Origin of the sequence: Galbibacter pacificus (assembly GCF_029603165.1) — a bacterium.
GTDB lineage: Bacteria > Bacteroidota > Bacteroidia > Flavobacteriales > Flavobacteriaceae > Galbibacter > Galbibacter pacificus.
In genome coordinates, this window is sequence record NZ_JAQSVC010000001.1 from 513159 (window position 1) to 533740 (window position 20582).

A 20582-nucleotide genomic window follows, 5' to 3' on the forward strand; every position below is an offset into this window, starting at 1 on the left:
TCGGAAAATGCGGCAACATTTCCCGATTTAGAAGTGATTAAATTTTATTAACCACAAACAGATTTATAAAAGTATGAAAAAACTACCTAATATAAGGGAAGAAATTCCCTTAGTTTTAAGTTATAGCTTAAAAATGAAACTTTCCGCCATACTGTTTTTCTTTATTCTCATCCAGGCAAACGCTAATTTAACTTATGGGCAGAAGGATAAAATATCATTACAGCTCGAACAAGTAAGCTTGGATAAAGTACTGACCAGTATTGAAAATCAAACCGATTACCGGTTTATTTATAAAGACGATGAAATTAATTATTCCCATTTGGTATCGGTACATGCAGATAAGCTGCCCTTGAGAAAGGTGCTGCCTAGGCTTTTTAAGGGCATGCAGATCGATTTTTATATAATGGATAATCAAATAGTCTTAAAACCAAGAAAGCCTGCCGTTCATAAGGGTTCGCTGCTAAAGCAGGTTCAGGTTAACAATATGCAGCAGTCCGTTAAGGGCACCGTTGTCGATGAACAGGGACAGCCACTTCCCGGTGCAAGTATTATTGAAAAGGGTACCTCAAATGGGGTGGTGACCGATTTTGACGGAAATTATTCAATAACGGTATCGGGGCCAGCATCTATATTGGTATTTAGTTACGTGGGATTTGAAACCCGTGAAATGACCGTAGGAACTCAGACCACTATGGAAGTCTCCCTTTTGGCAAGTTCCCAAGGTCTTGAGGAGGTGGTTGTTGTAGGCTACGGGTCCGTTAGTAAGAGTGATTTAACGGGGGCGGTTTCAACTGTTGACTCTGAAACGATTAACGCCTTTCCTACAACCGATGTTCAACAGGCATTAAAGGGAAGATCGGCCGGTGTCAGAGTAGTACAGAATTCCGGACAGCCCGGCTCGGGAGTGCAGGTACAGGTACGCGGAGGAAATTCCTATTTAGGGAACAACAATCCTCTGTACGTAGTTGACGGGTTCCCGATTACCGGCGGGATTGATTTTTTGAACCCTACCGATATCGAGAGCATTAATATCCTAAAAGACGCTTCTGCAACGGCTATTTATGGCTCCAGGGGCGCCAATGGCGTAGTGATGATTACCACCAAGGGTGGGAGCAAGGGACGACGGGGTAATATTAATGTTCAAAGTTATTACGGGATACAGACCGTTATTGATACCTATGAGCTGCTCAATAACAGGGAATTTGCCCAAGTTGCGAATGCGGCAGCGGCGAATGAAGGAATCTCGGCGCCGTTCGACCTGAACAATTTACCAACCGTTGAAACGGATTGGCAAGATATAATTTTTAGGGAAGCGGCCATTCAGAGCCATACTATTACTTTTTCCGGAGGAAGTGAGTCGTCTTCCTATTCTGCCTCTGCAAATTATTTTGAAAACGAAGGTATCATCATAGGAACGGGACAGAAACGGGGATCGGCCAGGCTTACTTTAGATCAAAAAGTGAACGATTGGGCGCGCATAAATGCCAACACCGTGGTAACACGGTTACAAATCGACGATGCAAATGTCAACAACGGCAATAGCGGAAGCAATATTTGGTCTGCCGCATTACAGGCCCCGCCAATGGTGCCCCCTTATGATGAAGCAGGGGGCTATAGCCCTGTCGATAGCTATCCTTTTAGTCCTGTGTCCATAAACAACCCATTATTGTACAATGAGGTGAAAAATCAAGTACTTTCTTCTAAAATGTTGGCCAATATGGCATTGGAACTAAGTTTTAACGAAAACCTAAAATTAAAAATCCAAGGTGGTACCGAGCAGGAATTTAGGGAACGGAATTACTATTCGCCGTCCATTTTAGTGAAAACGTCCCCTCAGGGTAATGCCGCTACCGATATTACCAGAGATGTATCTTACCTAAATGAAAATATACTTTCTTATGATAAAAATATAGGTGAAGACGATAAATTGTCAGCAATTGCAGGTTTTACCTATCAAACTTTTAAAAGGAGGTATAACCGTTCAAGTGCCACGGGTTTTCCAAACGATATTTTAGAAAATAATGCATTGGGAGGAGCAGAAAACACCAATCCTAATGAGTCTTCTGTGACGGATTGGAAATTACTTTCATGGTTGGGGCGTATAAATTATAACCTGGATAATAAATACCTTTTTACGGCCAGTATCCGTGCCGATGGTTCTTCCCGATTTGGAGAAAATAATAAATGGGGGGTATTCTCTTCCGGGGCCTTTGCATGGCGGCTCAGTAATGAAAATTTCCTTAAGGATTGGGAAAGCCTTTCTGATATGAAATTGAGAATAGGGTATGGGCAAACCGGGAGTACTGCAATCAATTCTTACCAGTCTTTAAACACCCTTGGGCAGGTAAGGGCTACCTTTGGGAAATCCGATGCTATTGGTTATGCCAGTGTTTCGGCACCAAATCCGAACTTAAAATGGGAGACAACGACACAATTGGGAATAGGTTTGGATATGGCCTTTTTAAACAATAAATACAGATTTACGGTAGATTATTATAAAAAGAACACCAAAAACTTACTCGCCATTATCCCATTGCCCGGTTCTACTGGTTTCACCTCTCAGATTACCAATCTGGGGGAAATACAGAACACCGGGATGGAGTTTAGCCTCGGGGCCATTTTTGGGAAAAATGATTTTACCTGGGACGTTTCCGGGCAATTGTCTTATAACCGGAACGAAGTTATTACCATTGGCCAGGATATTTTGGGGGCGCCTTTGGACATTCCCTTTAGTTCTTCGGTAAATATCGCCAGGGAGGGAGAACCCTTGGGGATGTTTTATGGATTTCTTGAGGATGGATACGACGATCAGGGAGTCATTAAATACAAAGACTTAAATGAAGATGGCGTTATCAATAACGACGACCAGACTATTTTGGGAAATCCATATCCCGATTTTGTATTTGGGCTGAACAGTACATTGGCTTATAAAGATGTTAGTTTAAATATATTCCTTGAAGGATCGCAAGGGAACGAATTGTTCTGGGCAACCGGGGGCTATATAGCCAATTCATTTAGCACCGGCGGTAACCAACTGGTAGATGTATATAAGGATTATTGGACACCCGATAATACCGATGCTGCTTATCCGGCCCCCAGTGAAAATAGGTCCCAATTGCGTACATCGGACCGTTTTGTGGAGGATGCTTCATATATCAGGCTTAAAAATGTGAAATTGGCATATGATTTACCAGTGGATAAATTGGATGTTGGCATTTCGGCCTTGCAATTATATATCAGTGGACAAAACCTATTCACCATTTCAGATTTTCCGGGCCTGGACCCTGATGTTAATACGCGGGCTTCCACCGGGGACCTAAGAATAGGGATTGCACAAACGCCCTATCCGAATGCCAAGACTTTTACCTTGGGATTAAATATCAAACTATAACAAAATATATAAACAACGAAGACATGAAAAAACTATTCATACTTCTGATCATTGCAACGGTCAGCAGATCGCTTGTTCAGTGCGAAGGGGCATTGGAGGAATCTCCCGAGAGCCTTCTTGTCAAAGAAAATTTTTATCAAAACGAAGCAGATGCTTTTGCCGCTTTAACGGCCGTTTACGGTACTTTTAGTTCAGCCGGGGATTATCCTACCATCTATTATATGGCTCTTCTGGAGAACAGGGCGGATTATTCTAATGGAAGGGGGAGCCAGGCCGGGATCAGTAAATACGACGTTCCTTTGGACAATACGACCCAAAGCAGGGTCTTTAATGCCTATAACGACCTGTATTTAGGGATTAACCGGGCCAATGCAGTTATCGGTAATTTACCGGGTATCGAAGCTATGAGTGCCCCTGTAAAAGCACAATATATTGCTGAAGCCAAGTTCCTAAGGGCTTTTTTTTACATGAACCTTGTTAAGTACTGGGGGGGAGTGCCCATTCGTTTGGAGGAATTTACCTCACTGGATCAAATAGCCGCCCCAAGGGCTTCTGCACAGGAAATATGGGACTTGGTAATTAATGATTTAACGGAAGCGCTTCCGGATTTGGCGGATTCATTTCCCGAATCAGAGAGCGGGCGTGCTACGGTATGGGCGGCAAAGGCAGCTTTGGCCGATGCCTATTTAAATACTGAAGATTGGGCCAATGCGAAGGAAATGGCCAATGATATTATAGATAACGGTCCATACACACTGGTAGAGGTAGGACAGGCCAACGATTTTATGAAAATCTATGGCCCCGATGTCGTAACGCATGCCGAAGATATTTTCTCGGCACACCAAACAGCCACTAACGGAAATGCCATAGCCTTATATATTCACAGGGCCAATACCGGGTATTCGGTCGGGGGTTATCATGCATGGCTTCCCGCTGAAAATTCAGTAATCGGTACCAGTTGGGATACGGCCGATCTGAGGCGTCAATTTAGTATCTATACCGAATATACCGATGTAAATGGGGTTGTACAGCCTCTTCCGGATGACTCCCCGATGCTTTTTAATAAATATAGGGATCCTGGTGCTACCAATGGTTTTCAGGGGAGGAATAATGTGCCTTTTTACCGTTTGGCGGAAATGTACCTCATTTATGCGGAGGCATCTAGCGAAGAAGCCGGAGGGCCCGATGCTCTGGCCACCGAACGGTTGAATATTGTACGGAGAAGGGGATATGGGTTGCCGCTCAATAGTCCGTCCGCTGAGGATTATCCTGAGGGGATGAGCGCTACTGCTTTCAAGGATGTGGTCTTAAAAGAGCGGGCTTATGAATTAAATTTGGAAATGAAGCGTTGGAACGATCTCTTGAGGACCGGGAGGGCACAACAGGCAATTGAAGCAACGGGAAAGGCATGGAACGATACAAGCTTGTTGTTCCCATTGCCCGTGGATGAAATTAATAACAATCCCGCATTAAGTCCCAGTGATCAAAATCCGGGGTATTGAGTTATATTATGTAATAGGGGGAATTGAATAATTTTTATTTGATCCCCTTTTAAAAGGATTTAATAATGAAAACATTATATCGAAAAAGGGAAAATACCTGCTCATGGAATTTTCTGTTAAAACAGATGTCCCTATATATTGGGTTTTATTTTATGTTGGGATGTACGGGCATTCCTGACGAAAAGTCCATCGAATCGGATATCAGCTCAAAACCAAATGTATTGATAATATTGGCAGATGATTTGGGATATGGAGACTTAGGGGCCTATAATGAACAATCTTTGGTACCTACACCAAATTTGGATACCTTGGCCTTACAAGGTGTTAAGTTTGTCAATGCCTATTGTCCCATAGCTGTTTGTTCTCCTAGTCGTTATGCCCTGATGACCGGTACTTACCCATGGAGGAGCTGGAATGTTTCCGGGGTCATGCGCAATTATGAGCGGTCCATGATGGCACCAGGACAGTTAACCCTGCCGGCCATGTTTAAGGCCTCGGGATATACCACTGCCGGTTTTGGTAAATGGCACCTAGGGGCTTCTTTTCCCACAACCGACGGAAAAAAACCAATAGGACATGGTAAATTTTACGACCCGGATAATGGCGCTAATATTGATTTAACGGGCGCTGTCCATGACGGGCCTATAGATCATGGTTTTGAGCAATGGTTGGGCTTTAGTTGTGCCAGTGAATGCTGGGTTTTGAAAGATAAAACCATTATAGGTGCTATGCAGCACGATTATTATACGGTAGAAAAGCATCCACAAGCAGGAAAAATAAAACAAATTCCCATGGATAGTTATCTTCCCATGATTACAAAGGCCTCACAAAACTTTCTAAAAGAAAAAGCTTCCAAAAAGGGAAAGCCGTTTTTTTTGTATTACGCGCCCTATGTTCCCCATGTTCCTTTAGCTGTTAGTAAGTCTTTTTTAGGAAGAACCCCGGCCGGGGCATATGGGGACTATGTTCATGAACTTGATTTCTATATTGGCGAATTGCTCCATACATTGGACAGTTTGAAATTGTCTGATAACACTGTCGTACTCTTTGCCAGTGACAACGGTTCGGCATTTAGAACTACCTATCAAGGGATGAACGCCTCAAATGCAGCCAATAAACTGCCAGGGCATTTTCGTGACACCATGGGCATTTATAAGGCACCTGCCAGTTCTTCTTTATCAGAAAAAGTACATAGCCCTAATGGGGCGCTTCGCGGTATTAAGAGCACAGCCTGGGAAGGTGGCGTAAGAAGCCCTTTAATTGTACGTTGGCCGGGGCATTTCCCTAAAGGGCTAACAACAGCAGCGCTTTTTGGCATGAACGATGTTATGGCAACCCTAGCACCGCTTACTGGATATATATTAAAAGGGGGCGTAACTACAGATGGAATGAACTTATTGCCTGTGTTTTACGGGAAAGGAACAAAGAGTCGTAAATCCATAGTAGTTCAATCGGGAAACAATATTTATGGGTTGCGTAATGAAAAATGGAAATATATTGAAATGCCATTAAAAGAAGGAGGGACTTATGATGAATTGTACAACCTCGAAGAAGATCCTTCTGAAAATCATAACCTGGCAACTGTATATCCCGAACGGTTAGAGCAGATGAAAAAAGAGTTAGAGCAAATATTACAGGGGCAATCCACAACTGTAAAAACAAATTGAAAATCTAGTATAGGATAACTGAAAAAAATAAAATATGAACACAAAAAAGTACATAAGAGTATTGGCAATATTTTTACTGGTAACTACCAGTTGTAGGTCGAAACAAATGGAAGACAAAACAGGAATTGGGTCCCCACAAACAGCCGATGTTATTGTTTACGGCGGGACCTCTGCGGCTATTACAACCGCAGTCCAAGTAAAGAAAATGGGAAAATCGGTCATAGTGATCTCGCCCGATAAACATCTGGGCGGATTGTCTTCTTCCGGATTGGGCTATACAGATACCGGAAATAAAGAAGTTATAGGTGGGCTCTCAAGGGAGTTTTACCAGCGCATATATAATTACTATGCAAAAGATAGCGCATGGAAATGGCAGACCAGGAAGGATTATGGAAATGTAGGACAGGGAACACCGGCCATTGACGGTGCCAATAGGACTATGTGGATATTTGAGCCTCATGTGGCCGAGCAGGTATTTGAAGATTTTGTTTCAGAGTACAATATCCCGGTTGTTCGCGATGCTTATTTAAATAGGGAAAGTGGTATTGTTATAAAAGACGGGAACATTCAAAGTATTACGACTACAGATGGTCAAAGATATTCAGGGACTGTTTTTATCGATGCTACCTATGAAGGCGATCTTATGGCATTGGCAGGAATACCTTACACTGTGGGAAGGGAATCCAATACAACCTATGGGGAACGATGGAACGGGGTACAAACCAATGTTTTTCAGCACCCCCATAATTTTGGGGATCTGCATGTCAGCCCATATAAGGTGCCGGGAGATCCCAATAGCGGTTTGGTAATGGGGGTCTCGAAAGAAGGGCCCGGAAATTACGGGGAGGCCGATGACAAAGTACAGGCATATAATTTTAGAATGTGCCTTACGCAATTGGACGAAAACAAGGTTCCTTTTAAAAAACCTGCCAATTATAATCCAGAACGCTATGAACTTTTGGCAAGGGTGTATGCAAAAGGCTGGGATCAGACCTTTCAAAAATTTGACCCAATACCGAATTTAAAAACCGACACCAATAATCACGGTCCTTTCAATACCGATTATATCGGGATGAGCTATGATTATCCGGAAGCGGGTTATAAGCGTCGTAAGGAAATTGTAAAGGAGCATCGGGAATACCAACAGGGGCTTATGTATTTTATAGCTACAGATCCCCGTATTCCGGGGAAAGTCCGAGAAGAATTTAAAAAATGGGGATATGCAAAGGATGAATTTCAGGACAATGGAAATTGGCCCTATCAGATATATGTAAGGGAGGCCCGTAGGATGTTAGGGCAGTTCGTAATGACAGAGAACGAGATCTTGGGTAAAAAGAAAGTTGAAAAATCTATCGGTATGGGGTCTTATACAATGGATTCTCATAATGTACAACGGTACATTACCAAAGATGGGTTTGTGCAAAATGAAGGGGATATCGGTGTGCATCCCCACGAACCCTATAAAATTGATCTGGGTACCATACTCCCCAAGAAAGGTGCATGCACTAATTTGATTGTGCCGGTAGCGGTGTCGAGCTCTCATATCGCCTTTGGTTCTATCCGTATGGAACCGGTATTTATGATCCTAGGGCAAAGTGCAGCAACACTAGCGGTGATGGCTATTGAAACAAGCAAAGCTGTTCAGGATATAGCCTACGCAGATTTGAAAGCACAGTTGCTCAAAGATGGGCAACGCCTCGAGTTGGAAAAACATTAAAACAGGCTATGATTTCATTTTTGATATCCATCGCGGCATTAATCCTAGGTTATTTTTTATATGCCACTTTTTTGGAAAAAGTGTTCGGCATCGATAGGAACCGGACCACGCCGGCTTACCATTTAAAAGACGGCGTGGATTTCATTCCCCTCCCTACTTGGAAGATTTTTATGATACAGTTTCTTAATATTGCAGGGCTTGGGCCTATTTTTGGCGCTATTGCAGGTGCCATGTTTGGACCATCGGCCTTCTTGTGGATTGTACTGGGGAGTATTTTTGCAGGCGCGGCTCATGATTATTTCTCCGGGATGCTGTCCGTTAGGCATAATGGATTGAGCATTAGTGAGATTTCCGGAATTTATTTAGGTTCTTGGTCCAAACATTTAATGCGGTTCTTTACCATCATCCTTTTATTATTTGTAGGGACTGTTTTTATGATGGGGCCTGCTAAAATTATCGATGGAATGAGTAGCCATATCCTGAATTTCTGGATATGGGTGTTTATTATTCTCTGTTATTATTTTTTCTCTACATTGTTGCCGATAGATAAGCTTATCAGTAAGTTATATCCAATATTTGGTATTGCGATGTTTGTAATGACCATTGGCTTGATCTTGGTGCTCCTTACCGGAGAGTACCATGTTCCCGAAATTAAATGGGGAAATTTGCACAATATGACAAGTTATCCGGAACAAACCCCAATGTTTCCGATATTATTTGTAACAATTGCCTGCGGTGCGATTTCAGGTTTCCATGCCACCCAATCCCCTTTAATGGCCCGTTGTATCAAAAGCGAGAGAAATGGAAAATTTGTTTTCTCTGGTGCAATGATTACCGAAGGTGTCGTTGCCTTGGTTTGGGCGGCCGTATCGATGGCTTATTTTGGCGATGTTAGAGGATTGAACATAGCTATGGAAACCCATGGCCACAATACTGCTTGGGCGGCTAATGAAATTTCCTTGAATATGTTGGGGGGAATTGGCGGGGTATTGGCACTAATAGGTATCGTAGCTGCCCCCATTACCTCTGGTGATACAGCCTTTAGGTCCTGTAGGTTGATTCTGGCAGATATTTTTAAGTTGGATCAAAAGAAAGTCAGTAAAAGACTTTATATAAGCATTCCTTTATTTATAACGGCTTTTGTGCTTACCCAAATAGAATTCGATATACTATGGCGTTATTTTGCATGGAGTAACCAAACATTGGCGGTGGTGGTACTTTGGACCATTACGGCCTACCTTATCAGGGAACAGAAATTGGCTTGGGTGACCTATGTCCCTGCCGTTTTTATGACCATGGTCAGTGCCACATATATCTTAATAGCCCCTGAAGGTTTTGAGTTGCCCAATATCTATGCCTATATAGGTGGAGCCTTTTTAACGTTGTTGGTTATACTGTTGTTTCAAAATTATGTCAACAACAAACAGGGAAATATTTTAAAAGCCATAAACATATGGAAATAATGTCAAAAAGGGTAGGCGTTAGAAAATACCTGTTAGCAATCAGTAGTTTTTTAGTTGTAGCGTGTTCCAGTAATTCCCGGCAGGTAAAAGTGATTAATGCCGGGATTCCTGGAAATAATTCCGAAGAATTACTAAACCGTATACGGACCGGATTTCCTTTGCCAATACCTGATATTGCAATAATTATGGTAGGAACAAACGATATGCTGAATACCGGTAAAATGTTGACCTATCATGATTATGAACATAATTTAAAGCTTTTGGTAGCATATTTTCAAAGAAAAGGGTCAAAAGTTATTTTGGCAAGCCCACCGCCTATAGACAGCATTTATTTATTTGAAAGACATGACAAAAAGGATTTTTTGCAATCACCAAATGTGAAGCTCGATTCTGTTAGAGAAAAAGCAAGACAAGTAAGTGCGGCCCTTAAAACGGGATTTGTGGATGTTTTCAAAGAGTTTAAAAACAAAAAAATCCCCGATCACAATCGGGATATTTTTATCCAGAATCCCATTAATACGGGTCAAAGGGATGGTGTGCACCCGACAGCCGAAGGAGCCAGGTTGATAGCCAGGTTGATAGCCGGTTATATACAAGACAATGGACTATGCCGGTCCGGGTGCAGTATATATTGTTTGGGCGATTCCATTACCTATGGGAAAGGGCTCAAAGGTGAAGGGTCAACCAATGGCGAGACGTACCCGGCTTTTTTGTCAAGGCTGCTGCACTAAAAACAAGGGGGATGAAGGCCCTTTTGCATATAATTTAAATACAACAGGGACATTGTATAAGGGATTGTGCCATTGCACTTAATTTATATCGGATCGGGCTCAAAGGCATTGTTTGTATTTATTTTAATCCCGGCACCACTTTTTGCATCTAAGTATAATATGGCATGTTCCTTGTTTCGGAGAATTGTAGAGGGCCATTCTTCGGTAATTTCAGAAAAAAGGGTCTTTTTAACGGCCTTTGCCTTTGTTTTACCCGGAACCACACAAAACATATACAGGGAAGAGAGCAATGTGGGAATTGTGACCGTAATGGCCTGTTCGGGAACCGATGCCATGTCGGGAAAACAACCGTCGTTAACCTGTTGCATTTTACAATCAGCGTCCAAGGTTACAATTTTCACCGCTTTGCCATCTTTAAAATCCGCAGTATGCGGATCGTTAAATGCCAAGTGGCCATTTTCACCGATACCCAGACAGGCTATATCGATAGGGAAATTCGATAATAACCGTGCGTATCTATGACATTCAACCTCAAGGTCTTTTGCCCGTCCATTGATGTAATGAACACTTTTAAAATTAACTACGCCAAAAATACGTTCCTTTAGATAGTACCCAAAACTTTGTGGGTCCTCCATGTTCAGCCCAATATATTCGTCCATATGGAAGGCATTCACCCTGCTCCAATCTATGTCCTGATTGGAAACTAATCGATTTAAAAGCTCATTTTGGGAAGGAGCTGCTGCAAAAACCATGTTTATTTCCTTTTTTACGGTCAATAATTCCTGGATTTTATTGGAAACATCAAGTGCTGCAGCAATTCCGATTCCACTTCTATCTAATAACAAATTGATTTTAAGTTTATCTTTATATATAGGGCTCATTAATTACCTTTCTTTATATTCGTTTACCGGATCCGTTATGGAGCCGTATTTTGTTTTATCGTATGTTTTTACATCTTCAAAAGAAATAAATTCAAACCTAACTCTGTACTTAAAACACGTATTGTAAACCTCAAAAAACGTATATTTTCGGTTATGTTTTGAAAGGTGTGTTTCTTTTGGATTATACCCATAAAAGAGAAATGCCTTTTTATCAAAGAGTAGGGGCATCTATTTTTTGATATTTCAGCCTAGGTTCCATATAAGGGGTTAAAGGCTATTTTCATCGCCACGGTGAAAATGCATTTTTCTGTATTGTCCGGGACTCATGTTTTTAAATTTCTGAAAAATCCTAAAGATGTTTTTATAATCGCTGAAGCCTACCATCCTAGCGGCTTCTATAAGGGATAGTTCGGTAGTGATCAGCAGTCTTGAAAATTTTTCGACCCGCACCAGTTGGATGTATTGATAAATGGTGGTACCGGTTTCCTTTTTAAAGGTCTTTTCCAGGACACGCCTGGACATGGGAACCATATCGATGATTGTTTTTACGGAAATGGATTCGGCATAATTTTTTTCGATGTATTGAATTATCTGCCCAACATATTTATTGGAGACCACAAGCCTTTCGGTCGATTCCCTGGTAACGATGCTAATAGGTTTTATAATGACGTCAACAGGGGGGATTACTTTTTTGTTAAAGAAAGAATTTAAAAGCTCCCCGGTTAAAAAACCACCGTTGACAACGTCCAATTCAATAGACGACAGTTTGGGATCGGATATGTTGCACAACAGGTCATCGTTGTCCACTCCCAATACCGAAATCTCATTAGGGATATGGATTCCGGAGATTTTGCACAGTTCCGTGATGTGCAGTGCATGCTGATCGTCGCATGCAAACAGTGCAATGGGCTTTGGCAGATTTTCCAGCCATTTTCTTAAATTCTTATGGTTGACCTCCAACTTTTCATTTTGTTCCTCTTCGCTTGAATTGTACAGAATTACCTCGCCCCCTTTTTTTTCAATAGTGGAGATATATCCTTCGCCCCGCTCGCGCATCCATACTGTTTTTTTTACGTCATAATAAGCAAATTGACGATACCCTTTCCTGTAAAAAAAATTGGCGGCCATGACCCCCGCATTAAAATAATCACCTGTAATATTGGAAGTTTGCTTGTTTCTCTCTTTATAGTTTTGGGCAATGATGGGAATGTTTAATTCCGTCAGCAAATGAATGTCTATTTCGTCGAATTGAGAGATAATGGCATCCGCTCCCCATTTTTTAGCCCATTTTATAACCCCTTCGGCTCCATAGAGCTCTTTATAGTACAATGGAAGCCTATAGAAATTCCACAAACAGGATTCTTTGGAGTAGTGTACGATCCCTTTCAGTAATTTCCTATTGTAATCACTGGACAAATCTGTTAATAGGAGTATTTTTTTCATAGGTGTTTTTTCATTGGAACGATAGTTTAAACTATGTATTTATGTGTGTCTATCAAGGGGTTATGGGCAAATATAGAGATAATCCTGCAAGTTGCCTGTATCGGCCTTGCAGGATTTTTTCAGCTAACTCAACATGATTTTTATTGTTCCACGTCCCACCAAACACGCTTTAACCAGTCGTCTTCACCTATTCTGGAAACAGCTTCTTCATAACTGCTTGTGTTTAGTTCCGCCTCTTGGCTCGGGTATTCCATCCTGCGGGGCATTTGTCCATTGGATTGGTTAAGGGACGGGACATAATTATGAAAAGTAACCTCGGGCATGCCGGAACGGCGATAGTTCGACCAGGCTTCCATGGGGTCCAATATATGCAATACCCATAGTTGTGTATTGATGTCCATAAGCTCTTGCCCGGGGGTGAGCGGGTTGGCATTGCTAAAGGCCGTAACATCGCTTTCATTTACTTCGGCGCCAAATATACGCCATTGCCTTACGGAGGCTTCTAGCCCATTCTTGTAATGTTCTGCGGCCGAACCCGGAACGTTCCAGCCCCTAAAAGCAGCTTCGGCCAGTAAAAACTCGACTTCGGCATAGCCAATATTGATAAAGGGCGCATCAAAAGCCTGAATGTATTTTGATGCACGCAGCAGGCTGTACCGGTATTCAATGGCCACTTCTTCGCCATTATAATTTATAGTCACCGGACCGCCGGGATATTTTGAGTTGGGATCCCAGGCATACCTTTGTGCCTGCATGGTGGAGGCAGCATAGGGTCCGCCACGTTCATTTAAGACCAGATCGGTAACATCGGTCCGGTTTTCATCCCTTAATTGAATGGTAGCATAATATCCATTGAGCAACCGCGGATCGTTCATGGCCTCCATGACTTCCACGATTTCGGTTGTAAGCCAAAACTCGCTCCCCCTGTCCGCACTGGACCCATATATTAAGTTTGCCACTCCATTTCCTTTTCCTATGCCCGTGGATGGGTTGCGGAAATCTTCATAGGTAACTGCGCAAATGTCTTCATTTGAAGTAAATACACCAGCTGCAACGGCCGTTTCAGCTTCTTGTTTGGCTTTTGCAGGATTAACCTTTACCAGCCGCATGGCTATGCGGAGCCGCAATGAATTTGCATATTTTTTCCACTCATTGATGTCGCTGTCGTATATGGCATCGTATTTGGCCAGTGGCTTGGAGGCGTCCAAAGCCTTGGAAGCTTCATCGAGTTCTTTAAAAAAATCATTGTAGATATCTTCCTGCCGATCGTATTGGGTAATGAGCTTATCTTCCAGATATCCCTTTCCTGCGTCAAAATAGGGGATATCACCATAATAATCGGTCAACCTTAAAAAGCACTGTACTTTTATTATCCTGGCCATGGAATTTATATTAACAAGTGCCGGATCATCTTTGGTCGCATCGATTAAGGTGATGGTTTTATTGATGACATCCGGATAGTATTTCAACCATAGCCGTGACATTTCGGGCGCACTTTTTTGTGCGTTTCCACCATATTCTACCATTCCCCATAGCCCGGTCCACTGATTCATAAAACCGCCCGGATAATAAAAATATCGTGTTTGATCTTGCCAATTGGCGCCGGGTAGAAACTCAATGGTGGTTAGCATAATTTCTGGGTCGATTGTAGCTGAGGTATTCGGGTTGGTGTTCAGGTCATCAAAATTGGAACATCCCAACCACGATAGGCTCGCTATAATGAGGATGGAATATGTTTTTATATTTTTCATCTTTTATTTTTATTAGAATTTAACGTTTAATCCAAAACCGATAGTCCTTCTGGATGGCAGGGAGCCGTATTCGAATCCTTGACCGTTTGAAGAATTATATCCGGATTCCGGGTCTATGTTCTTAACCTTGGAATATAAAGTTGCCAAATTTCTGCCATAAAGAGATAGGGATACGCCCGTTAACGGGGTCTTGTCCAAGATCCTAGATGGAATGTTGTACGAAAGGTTCAATTCCCTTAATTTAATATAGGAGGCATCATCGATAAAAGGCTCGGGGGAATTGGAGGCTACGTTCGTCCAATAATCCTGGGGGTCTACATATACGTCATTGGCGACATATTCCGGGGCTTCTTCAGTACCGATATTTTTAACCCCTTGACCTATATATCCGCCTGTGGGAACCCAATCTTCGGTAGTTTCCCCGGCGGCAATACGCGCTGCTTCCGAAGCATACCACCCGGCACGCCCTTCAAGGGTTTCTTTGGTGGTCCCCATTTGATTGGAAAGCATGTGGCTCATGGAAAAAATATCCAATCCCCATTTCATGTCAAATAAGACCCTTAGACTAAAATCCTTGTACCTGAACAATTGATTAAGTCCCGCGGTGAAATCGGGGACCCCATTTCCCAGAATTTCATTTTCGCTTTCGTAGGTGGGCATCCCGTTTTCAAAGATAACCGCACCATCTTCATTGCGTTTAAAAGGTTTGCCCACAATGACCCCGTAATTTTCACCTTCCATAGCATAGATATAAGTGTCCAACCACCGTGCTTCTGCCAGGGTATAGGTTTTTATGTCGGGGTGCAATGCCACGACCTCATTGTTGTTATTGGCATAGGTCAGGGTAGCGTCCCAATGAAAGTCCCTGGTCTCTACCGGGGTTACCGATAGGGCCACCTCAAAGCCCTTATTGACGATTTTTCCAGAATTAATGGAAGCGCTATTATATCCGGTGGTCGTGGAGGTGGTAAGTTCCAGTATCTGGTCCACGGTTTCCTGATTGTAATAACTTACATCCAGTTTGATCCTGTTTTTGAAAAACCGCAGGTCGGTTCCCACTTCATAGGAGTTGGTGCGGGTGGGTTTGAGGTTTTTATTGGGAACCACCGCAGATTTGATTTCCCCCAAAGAATAATCGTTAAAGGTAAAATCGTACAGGCCATAATTCAGTCCCAATTTATAAGGATCGGTGTCCCCACCGACCTGTGCCCATGAGGCCCTCAATTTTCCAAAAGAAAGGAACCCTTTGTCCATATTAAATAGGCTTGAAAAAACCAAACTTCCGGATAGGGATGGGTACCAATAAGAACGGTTGTTGGACGAAAGCGTTGATGAAACATCGTTTCTCCAGGTAAAATCCAAATATGCAAAATCGTCGTACCCAAGGTTCACGGCACCGTACACCGAGTTTACCTGCTTTCTGTATAAATCGTTGGAGAGGGTATAGGTGCGGTAGTTCAGTATGGATTTAAGTCCGCTTAGCACTTCGTTAACCCCGCTGTTTACATAGGTCTCACTTTCGTTGTACCGAATGTTGCCGGCAATGAGCGAAGAAACGCTAAGTTTGTTAAATTTCTTATCGAACCGGAGCATTGCCTCAAAATTATTTTCAACTACCGAGACCTGCCTGTGGACAAAGCTGCCATCCAATTGTGTAGGGGAATGCCTGGGTGTAAAATCATCCGACTTAAAGGTATAAAAGTCTGTTCCTCCATTTAGGCGCATGGAAAGAAAAGGAAGGATCTGATAATTTAATTGGAGGTAGCCCATGACCCGTTTCTTCTCGGAGTTGTTGCTCATTTCATTGATGGTCCAATAGGGGTTTATACGGTAGATATTCCCCCCGTTCCAGTCCACATACCTGCCTTCTTCGTCTTTGTAATTTTCGGAAAGCCATTTTTGATTAAAATTGGGGGCAATACCGATAATGGCATTGCCCACATTATTTGGGTGGTCGGACAATGCCGGTCTGTTTTTTACATCTTCAATGGTATAGTTGACCCTTCCCTGTACGGTCAGCTTTTCCCCAAAATCCGACTTTCCATTGAGCATGAAGGTAGTGCGCCTCATATCGGAATTGGGGACGATATCATTATAATTCATATCCGAAACAGAGGCCCTAAAACCATTTCCGCTTGAAAAAGAAACGGAGTTGGTGGTGGTCCCACCGGTTCTGAAAAAGGATAATATATTGTCCGGAACATTCTGGTAAGGCTTCAGTTCGCCATTGTAGATATATGTGCTTAGGGAAGGGTCCAGTTTTGCGCCCCAGGCCGCTTGTGTTGTTGTTTGCCCATCATCTAAAGTAATGGGCGCCTCACCATTGCGGCCTTGTCCGTATTCCCTTTGGTAATCGTCAAAGTTCGAGGCCAGTTTTACAAAATTAAACCTCGAAGAAAATTCAATGCCCAAACCGGTTTTCTTTTTCCCCGATTTGGTGGTTATCAATATTACGCCATTGGAAGCCCTGGATCCGTAGAGTGCGGAAGCCGAGGCGCCTTTTAATACAGAAATCGTTTCTATGTCTTCCGGGGAAATAGCACTTAGTCCGTCCCCATAATCATAGCCTCCCCATTTATCGGCTTGCCCCAATTGTGTATTGTCCATAGGAACCCCGTCAATTACATATAAGGGGGTGTTGTTTCCCGTAAGTTGTGAATTTCCCCTGATTACCACCCGTGTACTTCCGGCAGGCCCTGCTATTGTAGGCGAAATGTCAACACCGGCCACTTTGCCGGTCAATGCTTTCATGGCATTGTTCTCGCCACCTGCATTTAGGTTATCACTTTCTACCTCGGAGATGGCATAGCCTACGGCCCTGGACTCTCTTTTAATACCAAGGGCGGTTACCACCACCTCCTTTAAATTTGTGGCATCTTCCGTTAATTGAACATTTATCGATGAACGGCCATGTATGTTAATTTCTTTCGGGAGGAAACCTATGTACGAGATTACGATCGTTGCATTTTCATCGGAACAGCTAATGGTATACTTTCCGTCAAAATCGGTTGCAACACCGTTTTGGGTCCCCTTTTCGGTCACGGTGGCCCCTATCAAGGGAATATTATCGGATGCCGATGTAACGGTACCGCTAATGGTCTTTGTGTTTTGGGCTGTTGCCGGGATACTCATTATCGCAAATAAGAATATCAAAATGCAACGGGCTGCTGTCTTTTGAATTTTTTTATTCAAATACAGCTTTTGTTGTATGATTTTAAGTTTAGCCATATTAAATTAGTTTAATTTGTTGGTTTTTAGAATGTTATGAATTGATTAAAAAATTGGGATTTCACAAATATAAAAGAGAAGAAATGTGTTTTATTGGGCTATATGCGTATAAAAAACCTCAAAATACGTCAGTTGTATTAACGGTAGCCTTTTATGGTTATAATACGCGGTCCTTGTTTTTTTATAAGAAGAGCGCATCTGTTTTTAAGGTATGGTCGGAAAAGGAATAATTAGGGAATTATAATGGAATTGTTTGCCTAAATGACTTTTAAAGTGTATTAATTTGAACTAATTAACTATTTTATTAAATAATCTATAGCCATTACAACTTCATCTCCTTATTGAAAAAGTGAAATTTTAGACTTTGGCATACTTCCGTCTATCGAATATTATGAAGTGAACATAAAATTATCTTGACGCTTTTTGAAGTAAAACAACCGCTTTTAGCCATTATTTGAGAGCTAAAGCCAACTTACTTTTATGGCTGAGTTCATATACTGCATTTTAAGGGTCTTTTGGCTGTTCATTTTTTATTGAATATGATACTTGAAATAGCTGTTTGCCTTAAATGCGGATATGATTCTATTAACTAACCTAAATTTCAAGAAAGATGAAACAGAAAGCAAACTTTTGGTTGATGGTTTCCTTATGGGGATGTATTCAACTTCTGTCGGGATGTAATTTTGAAAACCTACCTGAAGAATCGTATGAGAGCATACATTTCATTTCAGGGGATGACAAGGTGGTAATCGGGTATATTCCTACTTATGTGGATATGGAAAGCACCATTGATAGTACAGATCTGGATATTCTAACACATATAAACATAGCATTTATGAACCCTGACGCATCTGGTACATTTTTATCGGGTGGTGAACCCGTTTGCAGCAATGCCTCGGCTTCTGATATTAATTATGTAGTAAACAAAGCACATCAGGAAAACGTAAAAGTCCTTGTTTCTTTAGGAGGAGGATCGGTCCCTGGTTGTTCGGGCGATTGGGAGACTTTATTGCAATCCTCTAATAGAACAACTGTAGTGAACAATCTTTCTGCACTTGTACAATATTTTAACCTCGATGGGATTGATGTAGACATAGAAGGCGCATTATTATCGTCTATTAGCAGTGCTGGAAATTACACTCCTTTTATTCAGGAATTAAGAAATGCACTTAACCCTCAGGGAAAACTGGTTACCTGTGCCACGGCAACATATACTGGTGGGCGCATACCTACTTCGTCCATAGCCTATTTTGACTTTATCAATATTATGTCATACGACAATGGTTGGGGAGGTACCGGGAATCACTCTACATATGCCGATGCGGTAAGCCATATGCAAACCTGGCTTGGACTTGGATGTCCCGCAGAAAAGTTGGTATTGGGAGTACCGTTTTATGGTTATCAGGGCACAGTGGGGAGTGGCGATGTTTCTTACAGCGATATTATAGTTCTGGATCCCAGTGCTGCTTATATGGATGAGTATCAAGGGTATAAATATAACGGAATTCCGACTATTGAGGCAAAAACGGCATATGCGCTGCAAAATGGTGCAGGCGTAATGATTTGGGAGCTCTCCCAAGATACTTTTGATAGCCTGAGCTTGCTCCAGGCCATAGGTAGAAAATTGTCTGAAGCGCCACCAGTTGGTGGCGGAGATGGGGAGATCCTTGGCTATTATACGGAAAGATCGGTTACCGATGATGTTTTCTCCATTGTCAATTTAAATACAAGCTCCATGACGGCCAACACTGCCTACCCCGATGCAGGAACCGATGGCGGAAGCACGGTCATCGAGGCCAAGGCCACGACCGGAGGTTCGGCTACCAATTACGCCACTTATTTTAACTATCCGGGAAGCCCTAACCAGGATTTAAGTTCATACAGTGTTTTCCACCTTTCCCTAAAGTCGTCCAGCCCCGACGAGACCGTTATCAGGCTGGAAGATGCCAACGGGCAACAAATAAACCTGGACCCCACGACATATGGCTTTTCCTATGACGGAAACTGGCACGCCATGAGCATCCCCTTTACGGATATGTACACACAGAACCCGAGCTTTGATTTTACCGATGTAAATGATGTGGTAGTGGTAAAGAGTATTCCCGGGATGGCCGCAAGCATCAACCCGGCAACCTATGTTTTTTATGTAGATGATGTATATTTTTCCACAGGGGAACGTCTTGGCTATTATACGGAAAGATCGGTTACCGATGATGTTTTCTCCATCGTCAATTTAAACACAAGCTCCATGACGGCCAATGCCGCCTACCCCGATGCAGGAACCGATGGCGGAAGCACGGTCATCGAGGCCAAGGCCACGACCGGAGGTTCGGCTACCAATTACGCCACTTATTTTAACTATCCGGGGAGCCCTAACCAGGATTTAAGTTCATACAGCGTTTTCCACCTTTCCCTAAAGTCGTCCAGCCCCGACGAGACCGTTATCAGGCTGGAAGATGCCAACGGGCAACAAATAAACCTGGACCCCACGACATATGGCTTTTCCTATGACGGAAACTGGCATGCCATGAGCATCCCCTTTACGGATATGTCCACACAGAACCCGAGCTTTGATTTTACCGATGTAAATGATGTGGTAGTGGTAAAGAGCATTCCCGGCATGGCCGCAAGCATCAACCCGGCAACCTATGTTTTTTATGCAGATGACGTGTATTTTTCGTATTGATGATCAATAAAAAAGAAATGTCAATTAAGTGATGCTCCCTTTTTATCGGGGGAGCTTAATTGACGTTTTTTGAGGCTATAGTTCAGGGAACGACCCTTTTTCGGAAATAAAAATTCATTTTT

Annotated in this window: 12 protein-coding genes; 7 read left to right on the top strand and 5 right to left on the bottom strand. The window is 42.5% G+C overall.

Going from position 1 to position 20582, the window contains the following annotated elements; translation table 11 throughout:
* The first annotated feature begins 73 nt into the window (after positions 1-73).
* From PSF86_RS02115 to PSF86_RS02140, 6 genes are all read left to right on the top strand, one after another.
* Positions 74-3391 carry a TonB-dependent receptor gene (locus PSF86_RS02115; protein WP_277898405.1) on the top strand — a complete coding sequence of 1106 codons (3318 nt, stop codon included), beginning with the start codon at positions 74-76 and terminating at the stop codon, positions 3389-3391.
* A 23-nt stretch (positions 3392-3414) separates the two neighbouring features.
* Entirely contained in the window at positions 3415-4893 is a 1479-nt protein-coding gene (locus PSF86_RS02120; RefSeq protein WP_277898406.1) for a RagB/SusD family nutrient uptake outer membrane protein, read from the top strand.
* Between the two features lie 65 nt (positions 4894-4958).
* Entirely contained in the window at positions 4959-6560 is a 1602-nt protein-coding gene (locus PSF86_RS02125; protein ID WP_277898407.1) for a sulfatase family protein, read from the top strand.
* Between the two features lie 34 nt (positions 6561-6594).
* Positions 6595-8277 carry an FAD-dependent oxidoreductase gene (locus PSF86_RS02130; RefSeq protein WP_277898408.1) on the top strand — a complete coding sequence of 561 codons (1683 nt, stop codon included), beginning with the start codon at positions 6595-6597 and terminating at the stop codon, positions 8275-8277.
* A gap of 8 nt (positions 8278-8285) precedes the next feature.
* Positions 8286-9740 (top strand): carbon starvation CstA family protein, encoded by a 1455-nt coding sequence (locus PSF86_RS02135; protein WP_277898409.1) that lies wholly within the window; start codon positions 8286-8288, stop codon positions 9738-9740.
* The gene (locus tag PSF86_RS02140) at positions 9740-10471 is read left to right on the top strand and encodes an SGNH/GDSL hydrolase family protein (RefSeq protein WP_277898410.1); all 732 of its coding nucleotides are present in this window, start codon (positions 9740-9742) and stop codon (positions 10469-10471) included. The genes PSF86_RS02135 and PSF86_RS02140 overlap by 1 nt, the downstream gene beginning before the upstream one ends.
* 83 nt (positions 10472-10554) lie before the next feature.
* On the opposite strand, the gene PSF86_RS02145 is transcribed toward PSF86_RS02140, so the two are convergent.
* The 5 genes from PSF86_RS02145 to PSF86_RS02165 form a co-directional block, all read right to left on the bottom strand.
* The gene (locus tag PSF86_RS02145; RefSeq protein ID WP_277898411.1) at positions 10555-11352 is read right to left on the bottom strand and encodes a 6-phosphogluconolactonase; all 798 of its coding nucleotides are present in this window, start codon (positions 11350-11352) and stop codon (positions 10555-10557) included.
* A gap of 3 nt (positions 11353-11355) precedes the next feature.
* The gene (locus PSF86_RS02150) at positions 11356-11580 is read right to left on the bottom strand and encodes a hypothetical protein (protein ID WP_277898412.1); all 225 of its coding nucleotides are present in this window, start codon (positions 11578-11580) and stop codon (positions 11356-11358) included.
* Between the two features lie 39 nt (positions 11581-11619).
* Positions 11620-12795: an AraC family transcriptional regulator gene (locus PSF86_RS02155; protein WP_277898413.1), complete on the bottom strand. Its 1176-nt coding sequence runs from the start codon at positions 12793-12795 to the stop codon at positions 11620-11622.
* Positions 12796-12935: 140 nt separating this feature from the next.
* Positions 12936-14546, bottom strand: a complete 1611-nt coding sequence (locus PSF86_RS02160; RefSeq protein ID WP_277898414.1) for a SusD/RagB family nutrient-binding outer membrane lipoprotein — start codon at positions 14544-14546, stop codon at positions 12936-12938.
* A gap of 12 nt (positions 14547-14558) precedes the next feature.
* Positions 14559-17774: a SusC/RagA family TonB-linked outer membrane protein gene (locus PSF86_RS02165; RefSeq protein ID WP_277898415.1), complete on the bottom strand. Its 3216-nt coding sequence runs from the start codon at positions 17772-17774 to the stop codon at positions 14559-14561.
* A gap of 610 nt (positions 17775-18384) precedes the next feature.
* On the opposite strand from PSF86_RS02165, the gene PSF86_RS02170 reads away from it, so the two are divergent.
* On the top strand, positions 18385-20460 hold the full coding sequence (locus tag PSF86_RS02170) for a glycosyl hydrolase family 18 protein (protein WP_277898416.1): 2076 nt from the start codon (positions 18385-18387) through the stop codon (positions 20458-20460).
* Positions 20461-20582: the final 122 nt, after the last annotated feature.

Excerpts from the sequence above, each read along its gene's own strand:
- PSF86_RS02115 (WP_277898405.1), top strand. The coding sequence starts at position 74 with ATGAAAAAACTACCTAATATAAGGGAAGAAATTCCCTTAGTTTTAAGT.
- PSF86_RS02120 (WP_277898406.1), top strand. The coding sequence starts at position 3,415 with ATGAAAAAACTATTCATACTTCTGATCATTGCAACGGTCAGCAGATCG.
- PSF86_RS02125 (WP_277898407.1), top strand. The coding sequence starts at position 4,959 with ATGAAAACATTATATCGAAAAAGGGAAAATACCTGCTCATGGAATTTT.
- PSF86_RS02130 (WP_277898408.1), top strand. The coding sequence starts at position 6,595 with ATGAACACAAAAAAGTACATAAGAGTATTGGCAATATTTTTACTGGTA.
- PSF86_RS02135 (WP_277898409.1), top strand. The coding sequence starts at position 8,286 with ATGATTTCATTTTTGATATCCATCGCGGCATTAATCCTAGGTTATTTT.
- PSF86_RS02140 (WP_277898410.1), top strand. The coding sequence starts at position 9,740 with ATGTCAAAAAGGGTAGGCGTTAGAAAATACCTGTTAGCAATCAGTAGT.
- PSF86_RS02145 (WP_277898411.1), bottom strand. The coding sequence starts at position 11,352 with ATGAGCCCTATATATAAAGATAAACTTAAAATCAATTTGTTATTAGAT.
- PSF86_RS02150 (WP_277898412.1), bottom strand. The coding sequence starts at position 11,580 with ATGCCCCTACTCTTTGATAAAAAGGCATTTCTCTTTTATGGGTATAAT.
- PSF86_RS02155 (WP_277898413.1), bottom strand. The coding sequence starts at position 12,795 with ATGAAAAAAATACTCCTATTAACAGATTTGTCCAGTGATTACAATAGG.
- PSF86_RS02160 (WP_277898414.1), bottom strand. The coding sequence starts at position 14,546 with ATGAAAAATATAAAAACATATTCCATCCTCATTATAGCGAGCCTATCG.
- PSF86_RS02165 (WP_277898415.1), bottom strand. The coding sequence starts at position 17,774 with ATGGCTAAACTTAAAATCATACAACAAAAGCTGTATTTGAATAAAAAA.
- PSF86_RS02170 (WP_277898416.1), top strand. The coding sequence starts at position 18,385 with ATGAAACAGAAAGCAAACTTTTGGTTGATGGTTTCCTTATGGGGATGT.